Below are 22,467 nucleotides of genomic sequence, written 5' to 3'. Positions count from 1 at the left end.
CACAAATTGCTATACTTTCAGTAACTTTATGCTGGTATTTTTACCAGGTCAGGCAACAGTTAATGCAAGACTCAGGTCATATACTCAAATCAGTCTACCCAGTTATGAAAAAAATCAACCTTTTACTGCTTGCTTTTAGTACATTTCTTTCCATTTCAGACTTATATGGAACAACCGCAAAAGCACCTGTCAATGCTGGTTTCGGCGGCATAAGTAGTTTAGAGGAATGTATGCTAAGTGAGCTGGAACTCAAACAATCAGATTGCACTCAAGGTGGAGAGTTTTACGTGACCATTAATTTTAGTTACCAAAACACTTCTGAGTGTTTTAGAGTGAAGGGGAATGGACACAGTTATGGAGAATTTCCTTATACAAGCCTACCAATTAAACTTGGACCATTTAAAGGGGATTGTAAAACTGAATACGAATTCATTGTAATTGATTGCCAAAATGAACCATGTAACATCAGTAAATCATTAGGAACTGTTTGCTGTCCTGCCAAAGGAGATTGCATGTTATCTGAGTTGCAATTAAAAAAATCTGATTGCACCGCTGAGAAGGAGTTCTACATGACTCTGAATTTCAATTATAAAAATACATCGGACAGTTTTAAAGTACAAGGAAATGGAGTTAAATATGGTACCTATAGCTACAAAACGCTTCCTGTAAAAATCGGACCACTCAAAGGAAATTGTGAGACTTCTTACGAATTTGTAATATTTGATGCACAAAATGAAAGATGCCGATTAGACAGTGTTTACGGTAAAGTCTGCTGCGAAGCTCAAGGCGATTGTGAGATAGGAGAAATAAAGTGGGAAAAAACGGACTGTAAAGAAGGTCAATTTTATCTATTATTTAAATTTCCTTATGCAAACACCTCTGAGTGTTTTAGGATAAAAGGCAATGGACAAGATTATGGCTCTTTCCCTTATACCCCTCAGCCAATTAAAATCGGACCATTCAAAGGAGATTGTACCACCAATTATAGCTTCGCGTTCATCGATTGTAAAAATGAACATTGCGCTCGTGAAGTGAATGTTGGAAAAGTGTGCTGTGAAGCTCAGAGCAATTGTGAAATAGGAGAAATAAAGTGGGAAAAAACTGCATGCAAGGAAGGACAGTTCTATTTGGTAATGAATTTTGCCTATAAAAATACTTCTGACTGTTTTAAGGTGAAAGGTAACGGACAAGATTATGGAACCTTCACCTATGCCCAACTACCAATCAAAATAGGCCCTCTCAAAGGGGATTGCACAACCAATTACAGTTTCGCAGTTATCGACTGCAAAAATGAGCGCTGTGGTCGTGAAGTAAATGTTGGAAAAGTTTGTTGCGAAGCTCAAGGCAATTGTGAGATTGGAGAAATAAAGTGGGAAAAAACGGATTGCCAAGAAGGGCAATTTTACTTATTGTTTAAATTTGCTTATGCAAATACTTCTGAATGTTTTAGGATAAAAGGTAATGGACAGGATTATGGTACCTTCCCTTATACACCGCAACCAATTAAAATCGGTCCATTCAAAGGAGATTGTACCACCAACTACAGCTTTGCATTTATCGATTGTAAAAATGAAAAGTGTGCCCGCGAGGTTAATGTAGGCAAAGTCTGTTGCGAAGCTCAGGGCAATTGTGAAATTGGAGAAATAAAGTGGGAAAAAACGACATGCAAGGAAGGACAGTTTTACGTGGTAATGAATTTTGCTTATAAAAATACATCCGATTGTTTTAGGGTGAAAGGCAATGGACAAGATTATGGAACCTTCGCCTATACCCAATTACCAATCAAAATAGGTCCACTCAAAGGGGATTGCACAACCAATTACGGTTTCGCAGTGATCGACTGCAAAAATGAACGCTGTGGTCGTGAAGTTAATGTGGGAAAAGTCTGTTGCGAAGCTCAGGGCAATTGTGAAATAGGAGAAATCAAATGGGAAAAAACGGAATGTAAGGAAGGGCAATTTTATTTATTATTTAAGTTCCCTTATGCAAATACCTCTGAGTGTTTTAGGATAAAAGGTAATGGACATGATTATGGTACTTTCCCTTATACTCCTCAACCTATTAAAATAGGTCCATTCAAAGGAGATTGTACAACCAATTACAGTTTCGCCTTCATCGATTGTAAAAATGAAAAATGTGTACGTGAAGTAAATATAGGTAAGATCTGTTGTGAAGCTCAAGGAAATTGTGAGATCGGTGAAATAAAGTGGGAAAAAACTGCATGCAAGGAAGGACAGTTCTACGTGGTAATGAATTTTGCTTATAAAAATACATCCGATTGTTTTAAGGTGAAAGGCAATGGACAAGATTATGGAACCTTCACCTATGCCCAACTACCAATCAAAATAGGCCCTCTCAAAGGGGATTGCACAACCAATTACAGTTTCGCAGTGATCGACTGCAAAAATGAGCGCTGTGGTCGAGAATTCAATATAGGAAAAGTCTGCTGTGAAGCCCAAGGAAATTGCGAGATCGGAGAAATCAAATGGGAAAGATCCGATTGCAAAGAAGGGCAATTTTATCTATTCTTTAAGTTTCCTTATGCAAATACCTCTGAATGCTTCAGGTTAAAAGGCAATGGGCATGATTATGGAACTTTCCCATATACTCCTCAACCGATTAAAATCGGCCCATTTAAAGGAGATTGCGCAACCAATTACAGTTTTGCATTCATAGATTGTAAAAATGAACGTTGTGCCCGTGAGGTCAATGTTGGGAAGGTTTGCTGTGAAACTCAAGGCAATTGTGAGATCGGAGAGATTAAATATGAAAAAACGCAGTGCAAGGAAGGTGAGTTTTACATTAGTTTCAATTTTGCCCACCACAATAACTCGGAATGTTTTACGCTAAAAGGCAATGGCAAAGATTATGGTAAATTCAATTACGACAGTTTGCCCATAAAAATAGGTCCTCTGAAAGGAGATTGTGTTACCAAATACGAATTTATTTTTAGAGATTGCGCCAATGAGAAATGTGCCCGCGAGCTAAATTTGGGAACAGTATGTTGTGAGCAGAAGGGAGAATCCTGTGAGATTTTCAACCTGGAAGTGACCCCACTAGAATGTACCGGAACCAATCAATATTCAGTACGGATTAATTTCGGACACAAAGGAACTAAAGGCGTTGGTTTTGATGTATTCGACAGGAAAGGGTCTATTGGATTTTATGCTTACAGTGACCTTCCAATAGTGATAGAAAACTTTAAAAAGAGTGGCTTGAGCTATGATTTCATAAAAATTTGTGAAAACGATAATGAAAAGTGCTGTAAAGCTGCTGAATTCGAACCACTAAATTGCTTTGGAATTGGAAAAGGATTCTTTACATTGGAGGATCTTCAGGTATATGGCAGCACTTCGGGACTGGTAGTGGAATCTATTTTCCCGTTCCCATCAGGTTTTGAATTGGAAGTATTTGACCTTGGTGGACGTACCCTTTCAACTCAAATTATAGAGAAAACCAGTAACAGAATGCTGGTTAGAATCCATCAATATTTACCGGGAATGTATGTATTAAAGACCAGGTATAGTTACGATACAAGACCTTTCAAATTTCTAAGATAGATATTACTACTTGGATTAAAACACATTATACATTTGCGAATGTATAATGTGTTTTTGTTTTATATCTCTCCGTATATAAAATGCATATTCCGTATATTTGGCTCATTGTTAAACTAATATTAATCTACAAAATGAAAAGAAATTTACTTGCTATTTGCTTTTGCTTTTCCCTTTTAGGTCTTGGCGCTCAGAATACTTTTTCTGACGATGTAGAGTCTTATAAGGTTGGCGATTATGTTGCAAAAAGTTCGACCTATTGGACTGTTTGGTCTGGAGCCACAGGTGAGGGAACTCAGGAAGATGCTCTCATCACAGATGAAAATGCTAAATCCGGAACTAAATCCATTCGATTTGAAGCAGCAACTACTGCTGGTGGCCCTACTGACTTGGTTCTACCATTTGGTGGTGAAAAAAACATTGGAAAATTGACATACGAAATGTGGATTTATGTATTGTCAGACCAGGCAGCGTATTTTAATTTCCAGGCCAAAGCTACCATAGGTACAACCTGGGCTTTGGATAATTATTTTGACGGGGATGGTAAATTCCGTGCAACGCTTGGAAGTTCTGCTAATGGTTATTTGTGTGAAGTGGATTATGCTCCGGAGACATGGGTAAAATACACCCTCATTGCTGATCTCACAGACAATAATTGGGAAGTAAAATTGAACGATGTAACTGTAGCTAAATTTGCAAACCCAAACAACACAATAGCATCCATAGATATTTATCCAAACTATGTAACAGGTACTGAGACACGTGGCAATGGTTCTACTTTTTACATAGATGACATCAGTTATGATTATGTCCCATTTGTAAAACCTAATTTGGATGCCACCCTTCTGCTTATTGGGTACAAGCCACAATTTCTTGCAGATTTAAACTCTGCTGGTACCATGCAGGTAAGAAACCTTGGCAATACTGCGATCAATTCTTTGGAAATTAGCTATAAATTAGGTAATGGAGCGACACAGGTATCTACATTTAATAATTTGAAAATTGCTTCTTTAGGATTTCAGGTTATTGATTTACCAGCCGTAAAATATCTTGCAGGACAAAATGAACTTTCTGTTGAAATCACAAAAGTGAATGGCGTGGCGGATGACAATCTTAGTAACAATCTAAAGAAAAGCACTCTTACAGGTGTTGTTCCTGCAGAATTTAAAAAAGTGGTTTCTGAAGAAGCTACAGGAACCTGGTGTCAATGGTGTCCAAGAGGAGCAGTTTACATGGATTCCATGGCCAGAACTTATCCTGAACATTTTATTGGCATTGCAGTCCACAATCAGGATACCATGACTGTTCCTGTTTATGATAGGGGCTTAACTAGTTTTCCAGGTTTTCCAGGCTTTCCTAGTGTGGTAAACAATCGAAAAACCATATCTGATCCATTAGACCTGGAAGCTGAATTCTATAGCTCCATTGTTGAAAAAACTCCAGTAAAGCTTACAAATGGTGCAACATGGAATGCCACCACAGGTGATTTGAATATCTCTGTACGAGCTGACTTTTTAGAAAATTTAAACGGAGATTACAGATTCAATTTAGTGATCACCGAAAATGGCGTCAAAGGAACAGGTGCCAAATTCAATCAGGCAAATACTTATTCAGGTGGTGCGCGTGGTCCAATGGGAGGTTATGAAAAATTACCTAATCCTGTCCCTGCGTCTAGAATGACCTACAACCACGTAGCCAGAGCTATCCTCGATGGATATGATGGAATTTCAGGCTTCTTACCTACTAAGATCAACTCCGGGTCAACTTACTTTATCACTTACTCCTTAAATGTTCCGATTACATGGAAAGAGGCAAACCTTGAATTGGTTGGATTGCTCTTAGGCCCTGATGGCGAAATCGTTAATGCCACCCAAACAACCATTGCTCAAGCAGTGGCAAATGGCCTTTATACTTCTGTAGAGAATCCTTCCCCTGCACCAAATGTAATAAAGTTGGCACCTAATCCAGCTGCAGATTATGCCAATATTGATTTGAATCTTATCGATCCAACGCAAGTCAGTATTGAAATAGTAGACATGCTAGGCCAATTGGTTCAAAGCAGAAACTATGGTGTATTAAGTGGAGAAATGATGATTCCAGTTAACACCGAAGCTTTTGAAAACGGCTCGTACCTGATTAAACTAAAAATTGGTCAAAACTATCAGACTAGAAAACTAGTAGTTAACCATTAATCTAAAGCTAAAAAATATGTAAGGAAGTATCCATTCTCTTGGGTACTTCCTTTTTTATTTAGACCTTTGCGGCACCAATGAGTAAGTTTAGAATTTCATCACGAGTTGCAGCCATGAATGAGTCTGCAACACTCCGGATGGCACAGCAAGCCAGGGAAATGGCTTCAAAGGGATTTGACATTATTAATTTAAGTCTTGGGGAGCCTGATTTTGATACCCCCATTCACATTAAAGAGAAAGCAAAGGAATCTATTGATCTTGGATATACAAAATACACTCCTGTAGCTGGAACGTTGGAAATCAGGAATGCCATTTCTAAAAAATTCAGTGAGCAAAATGGATTGCACTACAGTCCTGATGAAATTTTAGTTTCAAATGGCGCCAAACAAAGTTTTGCAAATCTCTGCTTTGCTTTGCTGGAAAGTGGAGATGAGGTCATCCTATTTTCTCCTTATTGGGTCTCCTATTATGAAATTATTAAAATGGCCGGTGGGACACCTGTATTATTAGAGTCAACAGTCGAATCCGATTATAAACCGAATCTGGAATTATTGAGAAATGCTATTGGCCCTAAATCCCGAATGGTTGTTTTTTCATCCCCATGCAATCCAACAGGAACTGTATTTGCCCTGGATTATCTAAAAGGCATAGCCGATATTTTAAAGGATTACCCGGACATCCTTGTGGTTTCTGATGAAATATACGAACACATCATTTTTGATGAAAAGCACACCAGTATTGGCTCCTTGGAAGGGATGAATGCAAGAACTGCTACCATCAATGGTTTCTCTAAAGGTTTTTCCATGACGGGCTGGAGATTAGGCTATATGGGTGCACCTAAAGAGGTTATACTGGCTTGCACAAAGGTACAGGGCCAATTTACCAGTGGCGCGGCATCCTTTACTCAGCGGGCCGGGGCTTATGCTTTAAACCATGATCTGGACAGCACCTATGCCATGGTGCAAGCCTTTCACAACAGACGCGATCTATTGTTGGATTTGATCAAAGAAATACCCGAATGGAAAGTCAATCGACCTAAAGGTGCTTTTTATATCCTTCCTCAGGTTGACCATTATTTTGATAAGTCTTATCAAGGTTATTTTATTAAAGATGCAGAGGATCTGGCCTTATTCCTCCTTTCAGAGGCTCATGTCGCAGTGGTCAGCGGGGATGCGTTTGGTGCCCCCAATTGCCTTAGAATCTCCTATTCACTTTCTGAAGAAAAGATTGTGGAAGCAATCCAAAGGATAAAATCTGCTTTAGCAAAGTTAAACTAGGAATAGAGTTTTATGTTTTACTTAAATTATAGTATTAAAAACCTTTACCCTCTCCTATTAGATAGATAATCTCAGTATCAGAAAATTGTATCCAAATTCTGTTAACTTTACAAATATTCAAACATTAAAGCTTCACCATCTTAAAATGGTTACAAAGTTCCATATTCTAGCCGAATGACATTAACGCGCTCATTGGATTTTAAATAAATGAAATACTTCGCATAGTGGAATTATTGATTATATTCGGATTAATTGTACTTAATGGTATATTTTCCATGGCCGAAATGTCCATGGTTGCTTCAAAAAAATTCAAGTTGGATAATGCTAAAGCAAAGGGAAGCAAAGGGGCCAAAACTGCTTTAGAACTTGCGGAACATCCTACCAAATTATTGTCTACAGTTCAAATTGGCATTACTCTTATAGGCATTTTATTGGGTATATACAGTGGCGAGAATCTTACACATGATCTCGAGTACTTTTTATCTGATTTTGATGTAATCAAAATATATGCACATCAATTTGCGGTAGGGATTATTGTTTTAATGATAACATTTTTATCTATACTTTTTGGTGAGTTATTGCCTAAGAGAATTGGACTAAGTTTTCCTGAGCCCGTTGCCATCGCATTATCCCGACCAATGAAATGGATATCCATTTTAACTTCTCCCTTTGTAGCATTGCTTACTTCTTCAAATGATGTTATTTTAAATTTACTTGGTATTAAAAAAAATCTCGACAGCAGTGTAACCGAAGAAGAAATCAAATCTATCATAAAGGAAAGTGCTGAGGTCGGTGAAATAGAAGAAATTGAGCAGGATATCGTACAAAGGGTATTTATCCTTGGTGATCGCAAAATTTCATCTCTTATGACCCACCGCAATGAAATGGTATTTCTATCGGTGCACGAAAAAGCAGAACGATTAAGGGATATTATAAATAACGACATGCATTCCATTTATCCTGTATTTAATGATCAGGAAACGGATATTGTAGGAATTGTAAGTTTCAAGAACATCTTTAAACACATCAACAATATAAATTTCAATCTTTCAGAATTGGTGCAGTCCCCTCAATATTTGCCTGAAAGCCAATCAGCATATGAGACATTAAAGCAATTTAAGAAAACCAACATTCACTATGGCCTGGTTGTAGATGAATACGGGCAGGTTCAGGGGATCTTAACTTTAAATGATTTGCTTAAGGCATTGGTAGGTGATGTATCAGAATTTTATGAAGAAGAATTCTCCTATATTGTCCGAGATGATAAAAGTTTACTTATAGATGGGCAGTATCCTCTACACGAACTTTTTCGAAAACTTGAATTACCACATCTTACAAATAATTATCAGGTAGACACTTTGAGTGGTTTGATTTTAGAAGAATTGCGATCCATGCCAGTAACCGGACAAAAAATACAATGGCGGGATTTTGAATTTGAAATTGTAGATATGGATCATGCCAGAATTGATAAAGTGATCATCCGGAAAAACAAATTAGAACCCAAAGAATAAATTCTTTAACGGTTTTCCATGATTAGTTCACCCCAATCAATCAATTACTCTGAATTTGTTATTTCTAAGTTCAACAATTCTGACAAAAGCGTTTTCGAAATAGTCAACTTCTCCACTATTTTCGGGTGTTTTGCCTGATTTGTAAACCGGTCTGATCTGAAAACTGGTTTCTAAGCAAGGTACGGTTTTGTTGATGTTTTTGAATTGAAAATCAGGACCATCGGTGTTCAAGGACTGGATCGAATATTTCATGATGTCATAACCTTCCAAAACGTCTTCAGAAGGAAACTCTCTATATTTTTCAAAATATCTTCGTTTGAAAGTTTTAATTTCATTCTGGTCATTATCTATGTAATTGCTCAAACTAATTCTAATTTTTTGAACATTAAGATATTCAATAATGTCACTTTTCATTTCAAGCCACTTGTACATTCCATAAACAATAACCTCTTTTTTATCTTTCTCACTGGAAACCCTTCTCAGGAAATGATAAATAAAATTTTCATCTTTGTTGCTGGACATAGGTAATATAAAAACAGTAGGTCCATTCTCTTTCAAAATAGAACCTACAATCAACTCATTGGAAGAAGCCAAATCTGATTCTTTTATTATTTTTTCTTCAATTTTTTGCGCATAAATAGTACTGTCGTTAAATATCCATTCTTTGGATTCTTCTAAAGATCTGGATATAAGAAAAATATTCTCCACCGGAAAATTCTTTCTCGCATGTGTATTGATCAAATTATAATGGGCATTTAAACCAGCTTTTGCCTGTATATAAAATGGATTTTTATCTGTGATGCTGGAACTGCTGACCCATGGACTAATGATGCTGGTCTCATGATTTTTAGCCCATTCTGCTGCATACTTAACTGCATCGGATTTTTGCGGACCGATGATTAAGTGAGGCGGTCTGTATTCATATTTATTGAGGTTAGACTTTACTTCATCAATGGAAGGGGCGTCATGTACATTAACTACAATTTTTTGACCTGTCGTGTGTTCCAATTCCTGTACAGCCATTTGCATACCAGCAAAAAAGTGGACATATCTTAATGAGGAAGAATTTATTTTTGTTGCATTAGAGTCATTTTCAACAGTCTTGAATGGTAATAAAGCCACTATTCGAAACAAGGACTCTTCTTTAGTGATTTTCTTATTTGATTTTTTTTCTATTCCTGTGGGGGGAATCTCCTTTGGCATTGTCTTATCTTCGGCTTTGTCCGCTTTACTTATCTTATCCTTATTTTCTTTCCAAACCAAAGTATCCACCTTAGCTGGTAATTCAGGATTCTTATGGTTAATGACTACCTTATCGGCTGGCTTAGGAACCGGTTTGTTTACAATTTTTCTTGTAGCGCATGAGGTCCCTGCAATTAAAAGACAAAAAAGAAGAATACCTATACTATTCCCATTCAATGGTAGCAGGTGGTTTTGAACTGATGTCATAGACTACACGATTTATACCTTTAACTTTATTGATGATTTCGTTAGAAATTTTAGCCAGTACTTCATGAGGAATTCTACTCCATTCTGCAGTCATTCCATCGATAGAGTTAACTGCTCGCAAAGCAAGAACATTTTCATAAGTCCGTTCATCGCCCATGACGCCAACAGATTTGACGGGTAATAGAACGGATCCTGCCTGCCAGATCTCATGGTACAAATTACTTTCCTTAAGATTGCGTATGTAAATTTCATCTGCTTTTTGGAGAATTGCCACTTTATCCTCCGTAACCTCACCAATAATTCTGATCGCCAAACCCGGGCCGGGGAAAGGATGACGACCAAGAATTTCTTCTTTAAGCCCAAGATTTCTACCAACTTTCCTTACCTCATCTTTAAAGAGCAATCTTAATGGCTCAATGATTTTTAAATGCAGCTTTTCCGGTAGTCCACCCACATTGTGATGTGATTTAATGGTTGCAGATGGTCCATATACCGACACAGACTCAATTACATCCGGGTAAATAGTCCCCTGACAAAGCCATTTTACCCCAGGGTATGCCTTAGCCTCTTGTTCAAAAATTTCGATAAATGACCTTCCTATAGCCTTTCTTTTCAATTCGGGATCTTCAAGTCCTGAAAGCGCGTCATAAAAATGCTTTTTTGCATCAATTCCCTTCACTTTGAGACCCATTTCCTGATAACTTTCCAATACCTGATGGTATTCATTTGCCCGTAAAAGCCCATTGTCAATAAAGAAACAGTGCAATCGGGGACCAATTGCTTTGTGCATTAAAAGTGCCGCAACAGATGAATCCACTCCGCCAGATAATGCCAATAATACTTCCTCTTCTCCTACCCTGTTGTGGATTTCATCCACCGTTTGGTGAATAAAAGAATCTGGCGTCCAGTCTGCAGTGATTTTGCAGGTATCAATCAAAAAGTTTTTTAGAAGTTGTGAACCATACAAACTATGTACTACTTCCGGATGAAACTGAAAAAAATAGGCAGGATGGGCATTCCCAACAGCTTTAAATGCAGCAATAGGAATACTTTCGGTAGATCCGATAATTTCGAAACCATCACCAAGTGAAACAATGGTATCGCTGTGCGACATCCAAATTTGTGATGACTGAGGCACTTCGTTCCAAATGGGATCTTTTACCAGTTGGTTTAATTGGGCAAAGCCATACTCCCGATGATCTGAAGCTTGCACTAAGCCTCCCGTGAGTTGCGCTGTTAATTGAGCACCATAACAAATCCCTAAAGTTGGATAATTTTGAAGAATCTTCTTAATGTCCACCTTGGGACTTTCATCCTGTCTGACAGATGCAGGGCTACCAGACAGAATTACTGCAGCTATATCTGCATCCGGCGACGGTATAAAACTGTGAAAGGGAATAATTTCACTATAAATATTGAGTTCTCTTATCCTCCTGGCAATCAACTGAGTCAGTTGCGAACCAAAATCCAATATGATGATCTTTTTTGACATAAATCCAGCTTTAGAGCTTAAGCAAGATACCAAACAGGTCTATTCCATCAATCCCCTGCCTTCCTTAACAATCTGGCCTCGCTCCATTAATTCTTTAAGTATTTTATCGAGCAATCCATTGACAAATTCTTTGGATTTATCTGTACTGTATTGTTTGGACAATTCAACGTATTCGTTGAGGGTAACTTTTGCTGGAATGGTTTTGATATTGAGCATTTCAATAATTCCCATTTTAATCAGAATCATATCGATTAATGCGACTCTCTCTGAATCCCAATTCTCAAGAACTGGTTTAATCATCTCCTCCAAAACTGCATCTTCTTCATACGTTTTTGTCAAAAGGAAAAGTCCAAAATCCTTAATTGTCTCTTCATCTGGCTGATGCTCTTCATAAAACGATCCTTCTGCTGGCAAAGCCTTCAGCGTTTTTTTAAGTGCCCCAATGACCAATGATTTATCATCAGACCAACCACAAAATCTGTCATCCATGATCTCATTGAAAAGTTCATTGCGTCTGCAAGTCCTGTAGAGTTCCAGGAGAATTTCAATGGTATCTTCATTGGTCGAATCGGCAAGTAAATACTTAATATAGGGCTCTTCTTTGGCAAACTCCTTATAAATTTTTCTAAATAAATCTTCGTCAAGCCCTTCCTCAAATCTTTCCTTCTTAAATCTTGCCTGTAACACTTTGTTATTTACCAGACTGGATATCAATGGATTATTATAAAGCTTAGGGGTAAACTTTACATCATCTTCAGACTTTAAGTGTTTTTTAAGACGAGTTTGACCATCCTCCTCCGCAAAGGAACAAACCCTGGTAATGCAATATAGATTAAGTAAATAAAGCAGAAATGTATCCTGTACAGACTGCAGGTAAGCTCTTTTGGCCCCTGCAAGACTCAGTTCCTTGTCCTGTGCTAAACTATACAATTGTTGCATCACTTTGACGCGAACATTCCTCCTACTAAGCATGAATATCCTTTACTGAATAAGTTGGCAAATGTAAGCACTATTTAGCAAACAATGCCTTTATATTTTAATTATATTAATGTATGAGCGGCGCCTGCCAATCCAAAAAATCCCTTCTCATTTCATTTGGCGTTGGAAGATGGCCATGATGCCATTTATGAATGATCTTACCATTCCTCAAAAGAATTAATCCAGGATTTGACCTCATGATTGTTTTTAAAAGGATATCATCACTTGTATATACTGGGATATCCAATTTTAGACTGTTTTTCAGGTCTCCCAATGCTTCTTCACTGGCTCCTCCTGCAACAAGAAATCCCTGAATGTTGTCGGCTTTTAAGCTATCCAGCAGTGGAAGAATCTTTTCCTTCAATGGTCGAAGATATTTTTCATTCCAAGTGTACACATTTTTCTTTTCTTCTACCGTTTTTACCTCGACAACAGAAGATACTAGGTTGAAACTGTCTTTTTTTAATCCTAACCAAATAGTATCGACTTTATAAATGGTGTCTTGTCTGGTAACGTTTTCAGATCTGGAGCTAAAATAAAGTTTAGGGCAGTTGATCATAAACCTGCTTTTAGGCTCATTTAATATCTCCTCGGTAATGTCAGATCCTTCCAAATCAAATAAAGCAAAATCAGATATTTTGGTTTGTGGTATGGCGGGTAAACTTTTTACCTGGTCCAAAACCTCCCATTCCGTCTTTGGAAAATTCTTCAAATTAGCCATATACTCCTCATCCGGAACATTTTTCAATTCATTGGTTTGCTTGTTCCTCAGTTTCCAGGCAATAATCTTGACATCGCTCATTGCCTTGGACTCTGCCTCTTTAGTTGTTTTTACATCGGTTCCATTTTTAAATGGTCTAAAATCAACAATAGGCTCATTCCAGATATAATTGCTGAAACAAAATAAGCTCAGGCCAATTATGCTCATCAGAGTCAAAGCAGTCCGAATGGAAGCACTAAATATCTGATGCATTTTTGACCATCTTAACAAAAACCAAATCGCAGGAATCATTAAGAACAAATCCTTGATAAATGAAGTGCGGGGATCCAATTTTATGAAATCACCGAAGCAACCACAATTTTTTACCCGCATAAACTCCTGATCAAAAGTGGTCCATTTGCTGAATTCAAAGAAATTAATATCCTTAGGAACATATCCAGTTAAAAAGGTATACCCGGTAAGGATGGTAAAAAATACCATAATCAGAAAAAATAACCAGGCTCCAAGTTTTCTATATGCCCCAATTATGAGCATTATGCCAATCACTATTTCCAACACAATCATAAAAACTGAAAATCCAACAGAAAATTTCAGTAAGAATGGAAACAAATCGGCAGAAAAACTCAAAAAAGATCCCCTTGCTGTAAGCTCAAATTCTTTAAAATATTCTTCCATTTTAAAAGCGGTTCCCATAGGGTCTACTGCTTTCACCAGACCAGAAAATATAAACAAACCACCGCAAAAATTTTGTAAAAAACTATCGGGTAAAGATTTTACGGTACCCTTAATTCTGGATATTAAAAAAGTCAGAACTAAAGCTGCAATGGCAATATAGAAACAAAGGCTAATAATAGTCATCTTGTAAAATTCTTTTTGGTTTTCAAAAAAGCAAGCAAAGTATGGTAATGAAGTTATTATCCATTATTATCTGGAATTAACACCCAGATCATCAGGAGGTTCAGAAAGTCGAGCTTTTCCACTTTCCACTAACAAAAGTCAAAGTTAATTTTTTAAAACCGGTTAAATGAAAGCAAAAGTTAATCAATAAATTGTTAATACCTTAGCCTAGTTTATGACTTATACCGTTGCTTGTATTTTCTCAACAGTTGTGTTAGGCTTCCTTTTTAAGCAATTTGCAGGAAAGGATGTACGCATTTCCAAAATAATTTTAATTAATTACTTGATTTGCGCGTTCATTGGCATACTACAAATGGGGTTTGATGTTTTTGATTTTACGCAATTTGGCTCGGGACTTACTGCTGTTGTAATAGGGATTTTATTTGTAGCCGGATTTAATGCTTTTGGAAATGCAGTTGCACTAAATGGCATATCATTGGCAACAGTCATCCAAAAATTGTCTGTCGGGCTAACTGTAGTTGTAGCACTTTTGATTGGAGAAAAACTAAATGTCTACCAATGGGTTGGTTTTATTTTGAGTCTTATTGCGATTGTGGTCATTTTTTTTCGGAAAAACAAGGAAAATAGCATTCACAAAAATGATTTCGGCCGGTTTTATCTATTGGCTACTCTAATCTTGTCTGCAATCATTGAGATTGGATTTTTATTCATCCATAAAAATGAAAACCATAACCCAAGCTTTGAATGGATCTTTACTACAAGGATTTTTATTTCTGCATTTATCGCATCCATGATTTATAATTTGGTCAGCATTCCTAATAAAAAAATTAATTCTGAAGAAATTACCGGAGGAATCTTGCTTGGTATCCCAAACTTTTTTTCCATATTATTTCTCAACAAGGCATTGGGATCAGGAATGCAGGGCAGCGTATTCTATCCAATACTCAACTGTTCTGTCATTTTATTGTCGAGTGTTATCGGTGCGTGGATGTTCCGTGAACACTTTTCAAAACAAAAAATAATCGGACTTTTACTGGCATTGGCATCAATTTTACTGGTCGGATTGTTCAGATAACATTATGGATAGTAAGCTACATAGCCATCGGACCATTGAACACCCTTCAGAGGGTAGCTATACGGAAAAAGGAAGTCGTTTTTTAGCTTTCGCCATTCCATTCAATGATCTGGATCAGTTAAAAGTTCAAAGCAAATTTTATAAAACACTGCACCCAAAATCCAGACATGTTTGCGCTGCTGCACGCACCGGCTCTCACGGTGAATCCTTTCGATTGGATGACGATGGAGAACCCAGTGGTACAGCTGGCAAACCGATGTTAGGGCAAATTGACAGTTTTCAATTGACTGATGTGGGTATTTTTTGTGTTCGTTATTTTGGTGGTATTCAATTAGGCACTTCAGGTTTAATCAGAGCTTATAAAACAGCAGCACAAGATGCATTGAGCAAGGCCAGTATAATTGAGATAAAACATATGGTTCGCTATAAAATATCCTCCGATCCGGAAAAAATTCAAATCCTTATCGGCATTTGTAAACAGCTTGGCATCGGTATAAGTGGATGGGATCAAATGAATTTCAGTCAACTGGACATTGAGTTCCCTATCCAGGATAAAGATGAATTAATTCTAAAAATCAGAACAAGATTTGACAAAGCTCATCTGGACAGATCTAATACAGAATTTGAACTTAGAGGTTGTATTATTGAATTAAATTAAGGATTGCTTTATGATTATAGTTGGGCTTACAGGGGGTATTGGTAGTGGCAAAAGTACAGTTGCCGATATATTTAAAACTTTGGGTATACCATGTTATAATTCGGATATTCAGGCCAGAGTATTAATGGAGCAAGAGCGTTCTTTAATAGAAAACATAAAAGCTCTACTTGGCGAAGAAGCCTATACAGAGGATGGTAGATTAAACAGAAAATTTATTGCTTCCAAAGTTTTTACAGACAATACCTTACTCCTTAAACTCAATCACTTGGTGCATCCTATGGTACATCAAGATTTTAACCACTGGATGACCCTCCAAAATTCTCCTTATGTGATCAAAGAGTCTGCGCTCCTTCCAGCCACCCTTTCATCCCAACCTGTAGATTTTGTAGTTTTGGTTGAAGCTCCAACCAATCTGCGTATCCAAAGAGTCATGGACAGAGATAAGCTAACGGAATCAGAAGTGAAATCCAGATTAAAAAACCAGAGCTCTTCCAAAATTTATAAAAATTGTGCTGATTTTATCGTTCTCAATGATGGCAAAAAGCCCTGCATTCCGCAGGTTCTGAAGATTCATGAAAGATTGCTTAAATTTGTATTGCATAAAAAAAATTAAAAATGTTATCAAGTATATTAATCGAAGCAAGTTCTACCTTTATTCAATTGGAAGACAGGTTTGGGGCGCATAATTATCACCCTTTACCGGTGGTCTTATCCAGAGGTGAAGGCGTATTTGTTTATGATACAGAAGGAAAGCAATATTTTGATTTTCTATCCGCATATTCGGCGGTTAACCAAGGTCATTGTCACCCTCGGATAATTAATGCGTTAACCCAACAGGCATCCAGGCTTACCCTTAGTTCGAGAGCTTTTTTCAACGACCAGCTCGGACCTTACGAAGAATTTATGCATTCGATTTTTGGATACGATAAACTTCTTCCGATGAATACAGGAGCGGAGGGCGTTGAAACAGCTATAAAGCTTTGCCGCAAGTGGGGGTATTTAAAAAAAGGCATCCCCGATAAGCAGGCAAAAATAATCGTATTTGAAGGGAATTTTCACGGTCGCACCATGAGTGCAGTTTCTATGTCAACTGATCCTTCCAGTTATCATGGATTTAGCCCCTATTTGCCAGGATTTATCAAGATTCCATACAACAATATTCAGTCCCTGCAAGAGGTGGTCAGTGACCCTAACATTGCCGGATTGCTTATTGAACCTATACAAGGTGAAGCGGGTGTGGTTGTTCCAGAAGATCAATATCTTAAAGATGCTTTTGATCTTTGTCAAAAAAATAACATTCTATTTATTGCCGATGAAATTCAAACCGGTATAGCCAGAACAGGTAAAATGCTTGCCTGCGATCATATACCCATCCGACCTGATATTCTGATTCTTGGAAAAGCTTTATCCGGTGGTGTTTTACCAGTTTCTGCGGTTTTGGCAGATGATGAAATTATGCTTTGTATCAAACCCGGAGAACATGGTTCTACTTTTGGCGGAAATCCGTTAGCCTGTGCCGTAGCCATGGAAGCTATGAAAGTGATAGAAGAAGAAAATCTTGCAGATAATGCCAAGGCTCAGGGTGCTTATTTGAGAGACATGTTAAATCAACTTTCCGAAAAACATGGCATAATTACCACCGTACGAGGCAAGGGATTGTTAAATGCTATTGTGATTGACGACCATGAAGAAAGTGATCTTGCCTGGAGACTATGTTTAAATATGGCAGAATTAGGCTTACTTGCCAAACCCACCCATGGAAATATCATTCGGTTTGCTCCTCCGCTCAGCATCCGCAGAAATCAGATGGAAGAGGCCATCGGCATTATAGAAAAAGCTTTAAAGTCCATTTAAGCCCTTTTTTCTTATTCATTTTTTAAAAGTGATTTGAAAATATTTTAAATGCAATACATTAAGAATTTTGAGTTCTATGGAGGTTTAATAAATTTTTAATCAAAATAAATTAGGTCATATTAAATTTCTATCTATATTTAACCTTCGGTAATCCACTTAATTTACATTTTGTTATCCATTAAACATAATTTTTTTATGAAATTTCTTTTTGTACTCCCCCTTCTTTTTTGTCTTACACTGTTGAAATCTCAGACCATTCAATTGCAATTTTGCGGAAAAACCGGAACTGTTTCCCCAAGTATTGACCCAGTAACTGGCAATGACCAAAGGGAAAAAGCGTCTATTAGATTAGATTGGGTTAAGATTGGGTTAATCAACAATTCAAAAACTAACCCTATTTTTAATTTGGGGGATTCTCAGACAGGAGGCATTGCTTTTGCCAATAAAATCATTGCAGATAAATGTGAAAACAATACAGATCCTGTCTATTGCAGTCAATGCATCAATTGCAATGCTGTTGCTGCATCCAATAATGCCCCGTTGGGTTTTTGCTCCGGAAAATTAACCGGTAATGTTGCCGTAATTACTAAAAATAATGATCTCTATATGATGAGTACCAATGTCAATAATGTGGTATGCTATGAAACCCACAAAATTGATGTTTCCTCCCTAAAAGGTAAAAAAATAGATTTGTCAATCAAATACGAAGGCATTTCACAGGGGTGGCCGGTTCACAACATCAGCTTAAATTACCGATATAACAATGATGCCTATTTCAGAACCCCATTTTTCTTTAATAAGAACAGTAACAATGTAGGCTTATTTGAAGAGACTTATTCTATTGTGGCCTCAGTGCCTGTAGCTGTTGAAGACCTAAGTAAAAAGCTGGAATTCAATCTTAGTCCAAATCCTGTAAAAGATGAATTAAATCTGAAGCTGGAAACATTTGAGAGTTTTGACGGACAGATCAGCGTTCTGGATGCATCTTCTAAAGAAGTATATAGTCAATCCTACAGTTTCATAACGGGAAATGGTCAGACTAAAATCAATACTACAAAGCTTCCAGAAGGAATATACATTCTTAAAATCTCAGACAAGGAAGGCAGAAGTTCCACATTAAAATTCAATAAGTTTTAAGATCTCCATTTTCTGCTGAAATAAGCTGAATAAAAAGGATTTTAAAAGCATCCCCGGACTTGGGGTGTGTTTTTTTGTTCCATAAAAGGAAAGATTGAAACATTATCTGTTCACTAGGCTTATCTATTAAAAGATGTATATTAATCTATAGCCAACAAATCTCACTTTGTTTCTTTTTGATCATTACCTCATTACAGGTAGGCTTGTATGAATACCTAGATATAATTAAATTTTCAGCGAAAATTTAATTATCTTCAACCAGCGTTTCACCCTCTTTAGGGCTCTTATTAACGTAAATTATACTCGATATGCAGAAACTAGCCTTTTATTTACTGTTCATCTTCTATCAGATAAATATCCAAATCGGTCACTCTCAATCATACCCCCCAGCTGATGACTGTCTTGGCGGTCCCATATACCCTAGTGTAAATTCTTTAATCGGAACCCTTAGTTCAACCACTTATTCAAACCCCAATGGCCCTAATCCTTTATGCCCCGGAAGTGGAGTTCCTGTGAATACCGGATGGTACTCTTTCGTTGCACAGGGAGGACAAGTTAACTTTGTTTTGACTTTTTCTAATTGCAATGTGAATGGTTCCGGAGTGCAAGTTGGGCTTTACAAAAACTGTGATTTTACCAATGCCCTGGTATGTCCAACTCAATGTTTTAACAACGGTACCTATAGTTTTGGAGTATATCTCGAATATTGCGAGGTATATAACTTATTCATTAACGGATGTAATGGTGATGTTTGTGACGTCCAATTGAGTGCATCCGGTGCAACAGGAACTTGTTTTTTAAATATCGTTGAACCCATCAATTATGACCAGGACCATAACCTTGAAGCTTGCATAAATACAGAAAAAGAATATTTTGTCGATGGCGGACATAAAGGAGATAAATTTGAATGGACGATTGACAATGTTCTTGTACCTGGTGATAAGCATAAGATAAAATATACTTTCTCGCAGATTGGTGACTATGAAATTTGTGTATCAACCTATCGGCTTAGTGCGGGAGGAATTCGCTATGCTCAATCCGATAGGGATTGTTCCATCATTCATGTTATATCCACCGAGGACAAAATGGGTGCTGACCGTTACTTATGTTATGAGCAGACCAATCCGAAGCCCTATCTCTGGCATGGTGTCAGTATCTCAACAGAAGGTTTTTATAGAGCTTCTTTTACCACACCATCCGGTTGTAAATATGACAGCGTTGTGAGATTTTTTGTCCTGGAAAAGCCGGAGCCAAAAAAGATTTATCACATTGGAACGACACCCAACAACTACTATGTAAATCCTCAAGGAATATCCATAAAGGATTGTACAAAACCCTATGAATATGGGTACATTGTACCCGGTGCCTGCAGGCAATTTCTTGAAGTTCATCAATTCATTCCCAACTTTAAGGGAAGGTTGGAACCGATCTGTTTAAATGACAATAAATTGTATTACCAACCTTTGATTGAAAATAATTCCTGTCATGGTGACGAGGAAGCATTTCTCGTGTACACTTATTATCTGAAAGATCTTTTAAATCCAAAGGCCCCAATAATAAAATCAGATGAATTCCTTGAGGTTAAAGGAAAATCCACTTATAGTTTCTATATGGACGTTGATGTTTATTTTGGACCTGAATTTAAAAGGATACGTTACGAATTGGGTATAGATTCTATTGATGAATCACAATATTTACCGGATGCCGGCAAAGACATCCAAACTAAAAACTTATTCGTCAATCTCAATGCTTCGACCACAACTCCTGGTTCCTGGAGGTTTAAATCCGGACCGGGAATGCTTGATTTTGATCAAATAAACGATCCCAAAACCAGGATTACGGTAAATAAAAGAGGAATCTATTATGTGGAATGGATTACGCAATTTCAAAATTGCAGTTATGCGGATGAAGTTAAGGTAAATGTAGGATCATTTTTTGCAGAACCGGATCAAAAGAAAGTCCGGTCTTCCGATGAAGAAGAAAACAGCGCTTACATCATCAGTCCAGATAACGAAATTCGTTTTCTAAATTTGTTAACCAGATCGGAGAATTTCAAATATTCTTGGATTGATCTTTCGGGCAGAGTGATTCATCAAAACACCACTTTAAATGCAAATACAATCTTCAGCCCTTCTCAACCAGGTTTGTATTTTTTAAGATTAGAACAAAGTGAATCGGTAAAAATTATTCGTGTTTTGGTTGTGAATTAAATATTGCAAAAGCTATATCATTCTAATTTTCTGGCTGGAAAATTCCTGATTATAGCTGGGTATAGAATACGTTATTTACAGAAAAAAATTATTCCTTATTGCTCACTATTAATGGGATCTATTGCATATTACTTCGGATCAAGCTATATCATTTAAGGAATGACAATACTTCTTAAAATTCAGAAAATAGAAATAATCACTTTTTCTTAGACACAAAAAAATGAATCCAAATGGATCTGGATATTTTGTATAAATAGGCATATAGTGCCACAAGAATGATGGCCAGAACTACCAGAGAAATCTCCCAATCGACTTTAAAAAAGAGGATCAACCCGCCCACAACAAACAAGCTGAAAAAACCAGAGATAATATAAGAAATAAACATTGCGCCAAAATAAAACCCAGGCTCTCTGTCCAGGTTCTCATTGCAATGTGGACAACGCTTGTGCATTTCAAAATTGAAGGAAAGCGGGCTACCTTCTTTAACAAAAAGATTGCCTTCCCAACATGCCGGGCATTTCAACTTAATGATTGCAGATAATTTTGTCATGGCAATAGATGAGCAAATTTCGGATTAACTTCAAGTTCTTGTCCATGACCTTTATGAAGATAAAATCCTGCTCCGGATTTCACACCCAACTGCCCGGCATTTACCATATTGACCAACAAGGGACATGGCGCATATTTTGGATTTCCAAATCCATCATGGATAACTTTTAGAATTGAAAGACACACATCCAGCCCAATAAAATCAGCCAGTTGGAGAGGTCCCATAGGATGGGCCATTCCCCATTTCATGATTCCATCGATTTCCGAAACATTTCCCACTCCTTCATAAAGCGTATAGATAGCTTCATTGATCATGGTCATCAAAATTCTATTGGAAACAAATCCCGGATAATCATTTACCTCAACCGGAGTTTTATCTAATTTTCTGGATAATTCCATTATCGTATGGCATACTTCATCTGAAGTTGAAAACCCTCTGATTACTTCCACCAGCTTCATCATTGGCACCGGATTCATAAAATGCATACCGATCACCTGAGAAGGTCTGCTGGTTACACCGGCAATTTTAGTAATACTAATGGATGAGGTATTTGTAGCCAACAAAGCATGTGAAGGGCTGTGCTGATCAATTTTTCTAAAAATATTCAGCTTTAACTCAATATTTTCGGTTGCAGCTTCCACAACTAAATCTGCTTCTCTTACAGCCTCAGCTATTAAAGTATTTGTGGTAAGGTTGCTCAATGCAGAATCTTTGGCTTCCTGGGTAATTTTTTGTTTTTCAATCATCCGATTCATGTTTCGGTCGATTGTAGATAATGCTTTTTCCAGGGCGACCGGAGAAATGTCACACAACACTACACGAAAGCCTCCAAGCGCAAAAACATGGGCGATTCCATTCCCCATGGTTCCTGCCCCAATCACTGTTACGTTTTTCATTTCCTAATTTCGCGCAAAATTAAGCCAAGACCTAGCATTTTCATGTTTTATC

At 37.3% G+C, this 22,467-nt stretch carries 16 protein-coding genes; 10 read left to right on the top strand and 6 right to left on the bottom strand.

The window, feature by feature from the left end:
- Positions 1-104 precede the first annotated feature (104 nt).
- The 4 genes from IPJ83_10065 (at position 105) to IPJ83_10050 (ending at position 8,537) form a co-directional block, all read left to right on the top strand.
- On the top strand, positions 105-3,560 hold the full coding sequence (locus IPJ83_10065; protein ID MBK7880884.1) for a hypothetical protein: 3,456 nt from the start codon (positions 105-107) through the stop codon (positions 3,558-3,560).
- Positions 3,561-3,691: 131 nt separating this feature from the next.
- Positions 3,692-5,749: an Omp28-related outer membrane protein gene (locus IPJ83_10060; GenBank protein MBK7880883.1), complete on the top strand. Its 2,058-nt coding sequence runs from the start codon at positions 3,692-3,694 to the stop codon at positions 5,747-5,749.
- Between the two features lie 77 nt (positions 5,750-5,826).
- Positions 5,827-7,026: a pyridoxal phosphate-dependent aminotransferase gene (locus IPJ83_10055; GenBank protein MBK7880882.1), complete on the top strand. Its 1,200-nt coding sequence runs from the start codon at positions 5,827-5,829 to the stop codon at positions 7,024-7,026.
- A gap of 224 nt (positions 7,027-7,250) precedes the next feature.
- Positions 7,251-8,537: an HlyC/CorC family transporter gene (locus tag IPJ83_10050; GenBank protein MBK7880881.1), complete on the top strand. Its 1,287-nt coding sequence runs from the start codon at positions 7,251-7,253 to the stop codon at positions 8,535-8,537.
- 36 nt (positions 8,538-8,573) lie between these two features.
- On the opposite strand, the gene IPJ83_10045 is transcribed toward IPJ83_10050, so the two are convergent.
- The 4 genes from IPJ83_10045 to IPJ83_10030 all read right to left on the bottom strand — a co-directional run bounded on the left by IPJ83_10045 (position 8,574) and on the right by IPJ83_10030 (position 14,035).
- Complete coding sequence (locus IPJ83_10045; protein ID MBK7880880.1) at positions 8,574-9,986, bottom strand: hypothetical protein; 1,413 nt, start codon at positions 9,984-9,986, stop codon at positions 8,574-8,576.
- Positions 9,943-11,478 (bottom strand): glutamine-hydrolyzing GMP synthase, encoded by a 1,536-nt coding sequence (guaA, locus tag IPJ83_10040; protein ID MBK7880879.1) that lies wholly within the window; start codon positions 11,476-11,478, stop codon positions 9,943-9,945. The genes IPJ83_10045 and guaA overlap by 44 nt, the downstream gene beginning before the upstream one ends.
- Before the next feature lie 39 nt (positions 11,479-11,517).
- A complete protein-coding gene (gene nusB, locus IPJ83_10035; GenBank protein ID MBK7880878.1) occupies positions 11,518-12,450 on the bottom strand; it encodes a transcription antitermination factor NusB in 933 nt (310 codons plus the stop codon).
- A 73-nt stretch (positions 12,451-12,523) separates the two neighbouring features.
- Positions 12,524-14,035, bottom strand: a complete 1,512-nt coding sequence (locus tag IPJ83_10030; protein ID MBK7880877.1) for a DoxX family protein — start codon at positions 14,033-14,035, stop codon at positions 12,524-12,526.
- Between the two features lie 214 nt (positions 14,036-14,249).
- On the opposite strand from IPJ83_10030, the gene IPJ83_10025 reads away from it, so the two are divergent.
- From IPJ83_10025 to IPJ83_10000, 6 genes are all read left to right on the top strand, one after another.
- Positions 14,250-15,110: a hypothetical protein gene (locus IPJ83_10025; GenBank protein ID MBK7880876.1), complete on the top strand. Its 861-nt coding sequence runs from the start codon at positions 14,250-14,252 to the stop codon at positions 15,108-15,110.
- A 4-nt stretch (positions 15,111-15,114) separates the two neighbouring features.
- Positions 15,115-15,768, top strand: a complete 654-nt coding sequence (locus IPJ83_10020; protein MBK7880875.1) for a YigZ family protein — start codon at positions 15,115-15,117, stop codon at positions 15,766-15,768.
- A gap of 10 nt (positions 15,769-15,778) precedes the next feature.
- On the top strand, positions 15,779-16,381 hold the full coding sequence (locus IPJ83_10015; protein ID MBK7880874.1) for a dephospho-CoA kinase: 603 nt from the start codon (positions 15,779-15,781) through the stop codon (positions 16,379-16,381).
- Between the two features lie 2 nt (positions 16,382-16,383).
- On the top strand, positions 16,384-17,622 hold the full coding sequence (rocD, locus tag IPJ83_10010; protein ID MBK7880873.1) for an ornithine--oxo-acid transaminase: 1,239 nt from the start codon (positions 16,384-16,386) through the stop codon (positions 17,620-17,622).
- 195 nt (positions 17,623-17,817) lie between these two features.
- A complete protein-coding gene (locus IPJ83_10005) occupies positions 17,818-18,759 on the top strand; it encodes a T9SS type A sorting domain-containing protein (protein ID MBK7880872.1) in 942 nt (313 codons plus the stop codon).
- 308 nt (positions 18,760-19,067) lie between these two features.
- On the top strand, positions 19,068-20,969 hold the full coding sequence (locus IPJ83_10000) for a T9SS type A sorting domain-containing protein (GenBank protein MBK7880871.1): 1,902 nt from the start codon (positions 19,068-19,070) through the stop codon (positions 20,967-20,969).
- A gap of 196 nt (positions 20,970-21,165) precedes the next feature.
- Here the strand turns inward: IPJ83_10000 and IPJ83_09995 are convergent, their stop codons facing one another.
- Entirely contained in the window at positions 21,166-21,519 is a 354-nt protein-coding gene (locus IPJ83_09995) for a DUF983 domain-containing protein (protein ID MBK7880870.1), read from the bottom strand.
- Entirely contained in the window at positions 21,516-22,415 is a 900-nt protein-coding gene (locus tag IPJ83_09990; GenBank protein ID MBK7880869.1) for a 3-hydroxybutyryl-CoA dehydrogenase, read from the bottom strand. The genes IPJ83_09995 and IPJ83_09990 overlap by 4 nt, the downstream gene beginning before the upstream one ends.
- Positions 22,416-22,467 lie beyond the last annotated feature (52 nt).

The sequence above is a fragment of the Candidatus Vicinibacter proximus genome (assembly GCA_016713905.1).
GTDB lineage: Bacteria > Bacteroidota > Bacteroidia > Chitinophagales > Saprospiraceae > Vicinibacter > Vicinibacter proximus.
Note: the sequence above shows the minus strand (reverse complement) of the source record. Positions and strands in the feature narration are given on the sequence as shown.